Raw genomic sequence first — 4,189 nt, forward strand, 5'->3', positions numbered from 1 at the left:
GTCGCCACCGCACCCAAACCAGCCGTCAACTCCACATGGTCACCCCCAAGCACCACGGCCCGGTGCTCAAACACGCTACGCGTAGTCGCCAACGACCAACCCACATCCACCGGATCAAGAGCCGAATCAGCAAGCACATGCTCACGCAACCGACCCGCCTGGGCAGCCAGTCCACCCGCGCCCCGCGCGGAAACCAGCCAGGGCACGATCCCGGATCCGGCCAATACCGGTGGCGCGGCGGGAATCGGCGCGCCCTCGTCCACGGTCTCGTCGATGTCCGCAGTGTCTTCGGTGTCCTCGGCGGAAACGGTGGCCGGGGCCTCGCCCAGGATGATGTGGGCGTTAGTGCCGCTGATGCCGAACGCGGACACGGCGGCCCGTCGCGGTTTGTCGCTTTCCGGCCAAGGAACGGCTTCCTGGAGAAGTTTCACATTGCCCGTGGACCAATCGACGTGCGGCGAAGGTTCGTCCGCGTGCAGTGTCGGCGGCAGTTGGCCGTGCCGCAGCGCCAACACCATCTTGATCACGCCCACGATGCCGGCGGCCTGTTGCGCGTGACCGATATTGGACTTCGCCGAGCCCAGCCACAATGGCCGGTCGGCCGGGCGCCCCTGCCCATACGTGGCCAGGAGTGCCTGAGCCTCGATCGGGTCGCCGAGCTCGGTGCCCGTGCCGTGTGCCTCGACGGCATCGACATCGTCGGTGGTGAGTCTGGCACTGCCGAGCGCGGCACGGATGACTCGTTGCTGGGAAGGCCCGTTGGGTGCGGTCAGGCCGTTGGAAGCACCGTCCTGGTTGACCGCACCGCCGGCGATCACGGCGAGCACATCGCGACCGTTGCGCCGGGCGTCGGATAACCGCTCCAACAGCACCATTCCGGCCCCTTCGGCAATGCCCATACCATCGGCCCCGGCGGCGAACGCCTTGCACCGGCCGTCCGCAGCGAGCACCCGCTGTCGAGAGAAACCGACGAACTCGGCAGGGTGGACGATCACAGTCACGCCACCAGCGAGCGCCAGTGAGCATTCCTCGGCGCGCAGTGCCTGGCAGGCCTGGTGCAGCGCAACCAGGGACGAGGAGCAGGCGGTGTCCATGGTGACAGCAGGTCCCTCGAGGCCGAGAGTGTACGAAACGCGGCCGGAGATCACACTGGTGACATTGCCGGTGATCAGATGTCCTTCCCCGCCCTCGGCGCCGCCCGCACCCACATAGCCAGAAGGTGCGGCACCGGCGAACACTCCGGTCGGCGAGCCGCGCAGTGACTCCGGATCGATTCGGGCTTGTTCGATCGCCTCCCACGCGACTTCGAGCAACAGCCGCTGTTGCGGGTCCATGGCCAGTGCCTCACGTGGGCTTATGCCGAAGAACGAGGCGTCGAATTCGGCGGCGCCGTGCAGGAATCCGCCCTGAGCAACGTAGGTAGTGCCCGCCGCATCGGGATCGGGATCGTAGAGCTCCTCGGTGTTCCACCCGCGGTCGGCCGGAAATCCGCTGACGGCATCGCCGCCTGTGACGAGGAGGTTCCACAGATCTTCGGGACCGCGAACACCGCCGGGATAGCGGCAACCCATGCCGACGACGGCGATCGGTTCCCGGTCCCGCTCACTGACCTCACGCAGGCGCGCGCGGGTCTTGCGGAGTTTCGCGGTCACCTGCTTGAGGTAGTCGAGGAGCTTCTCCTCGTTCTGCATTGTGGTCACTTCCTTCGGCCGGGCCAATAGGCAGCGGGGCTGGGGCGGCAAACCGGTGCGGTCATTCGAGATCGGGATCGTGCAATTCGTCTTCGAGTAGCGCGAACATCTCGTCGGCGGTTGCCGTCTCCAGCTCGCGGTCGGTAGCCGCGTCCTCGGCGGTCTGGGCACGGAACCGGTGCGCGAGGGATTCCAGGCGGGTTGCGATCTCGGCTCGCGCCGCCCCATCCGGCGCGGTGAGCCTGGCAGCGAGCCGGTCGAACTCATCGAGTACTGCCGCGTGGCCCGATGCCTGCCCGGACAGTTGCGCCGAAAGGTGTTCGGCAAGGGCATTCGAGCTGGGATAGTCGAAGATCAGCGTGGCAGGCAGCTTCAGCCCGGTGGCCGCGTTGAGCCTGTTGCGCAGTTCGACCGCAGTCAGCGAATCGAATCCCAGTTCCCGGAACGCTTGGCTTCCAGGGACCGCACTCGCCGAAGCGTGACCGAGCACCGCCGCGGCGTGCCCGCGCACCAGGTCGGTGACGATCCGGACCCGTTCACCGGGCGAGACGGCGGCCAGCTGCTCGGCGAGCGCATCGCGTTCCTCTCCGGTTTCCCCGGTGCTCTCACCCGGTTCGTGGGCTTCGGGGATCCGTTGCAGCAGTGGCCGTTCCCGGGCCGCGGTGAACACCGGCGCGAACCGGGCCCAATCCACATCGGCCACAGCGAGGAACGTCTCGTCGTCATCGAGGACCTGCCCCAACGCGGTCAGCGCACGGTCGGGGTCGAGGAAGTTCATCCCCTGCCGCAACAACCCGTGCGGGGTGACCTGGCCTGGCTTGTGCTCCATGGCGGCGTCGACCGCATCCCAGTCGCGGGTGTCCCATACGCCCCAGGCGATCGAGGTTCCGGCAAGCCCCCGAGCTCGCCGATCCTCGGCCAGCGCATCGAGATACGCATTCGCCGCCGCATAAGCACCGTGATCATTACTGCCCCACGTCGCCGAAATCGAGGAAAACAACACGAACGCATCCAGATCCAAGTCAGCGGTCAACTCATCTAGCCACGCGGCACCGGTAGCCTTCGCGCCCAGGGAGAGTGACAGGCCAGCGGTGTCGGTGTAGTCCAGCCGTGCCAGGTAGGCGGCGTTCGCAGAGTGCAGTACCGTAGACAGCGGCGGGCCCTCGGCGGCGATACGGTCCAGCAATCCAGCCACTTCAGCGCGATCGGCGACCTCACAGCTGGTCACCTCGACACCCGATCCCGCCCCAGCGAGTTCCGCGGCCAATGCCGCCACACCGGGCGCCGACGGCCCCGAGCGGCTAGTCAGCACGACCCGTGGGGCGCCGCGCTCGGCCAGCCACGAGCCGACCCGGGCACCGATCGAGCCGGTACCACCGGTCAGCAACACCGTGCCGCGGGGGACCCAGTGGTTCTCCCTGGTGCGATGGGGTGTGGCACGAACCAGACGGCGGGCCAGAATTCCGGTGCGCCGCAACGCGGTCTGGTCTTCGTTCCCCGCAGCGAGCACGGTGCACAACCGCGCCGCGACCCGCGCATCCCACACGGGCGGCAGGTCGATGAGCCCACCCCAACGTTGCGGGGATTCCAGACCGACAGCCCGTCCGAGGCCCCATATCTGGGCCTGCACGGGGCTGGTGGTGACTTCGTCCGGGCCGGTGGCGACGGCCCCGCGGGTGAGAGCCCACAGCGGCGCGTCGCTCACGGCGTCCCCAAGGGCCTGCACCAGCGCGAGGGTGGCTGCGGCCCCCCGCGGCACATGGGGGAAGTCCGCAAGGGGTGCTTCGTCGAAAGCGAGCAGCGAGAGCACCCCGGCGATGGTCCCGGTGGGCAGCTGTCGGGCCAGGGTTACCCGGTCGGTGCTGTCGGTGGCGACGACGGTCACATCGGCGCCACGCTCGGTCAGCGCCCGGGTATACTGCTCGGCGGCCTCCACTGTGACGGCCACGATCACCCAGGTTCCGGACAGTACGGCGGCACCGGATTCGCTTACCGGTTCCCAGGAAATACGGTAACGCCAATCCGTAACCGTGGAGTCCTGCTGCTCACGCTTGCGCCAGGAAGCCAACGCCGGCAGCAGATCGCCGACACACGCATCATCGACAGAAAGCAACTCAGCCACCTCGCGGGTGTCGCCGCTTTCCACCGCCGTCCAGAATGCGGACTCGCTATGAGTGCTGTCGCCGGTCTTGGGCTCGGCGGCGACCGGTTCGGGCCAGTATCGCTGCCGTTGGAAGGCGTAGGTCGGCAGATCCACGGTCGCCCCGGGCTTGAGCACCGCGGACCAGTCCACCGCGACACCGCGCACGAAAGCCTCCCCGAACGAGGTCAGCAGCCGGTCCGCGCCACCATCATCACGGCGCAACGTGCCCACCACCACCGGATCGGAATCCTCCAACGTATCGGTGATCGCCCCGGTGAGTACCGGATGCGGAGAAGTCTCGATAAACACCCCATACCCAGAATCACTGAGGGCACGGACAGCACGTTCGAACTCG

General features: G+C 67.7%; 2 protein-coding genes. Both read right to left on the bottom strand.

The window, feature by feature from the left end; all coding sequences use genetic code 11:
* Positions 1 to 1,700: type I polyketide synthase (locus A37U_RS0137660; RefSeq protein WP_420806282.1), on the bottom strand; the 1,700-nt coding region annotated here is incomplete at its 3' end.
* A 52-nt stretch (positions 1,701 to 1,752) separates the two neighbouring features.
* A partial coding sequence (locus tag A37U_RS47430) for a KR domain-containing protein (RefSeq protein WP_040589936.1) occupies positions 1,753 to 4,189 on the bottom strand: 2,437 nt, incomplete at its 5' end.

Source organism: Sciscionella marina DSM 45152, assembly GCF_000379465.1.
GTDB classification, from domain to species: domain Bacteria; phylum Actinomycetota; class Actinomycetes; order Mycobacteriales; family Pseudonocardiaceae; genus Sciscionella; species Sciscionella marina.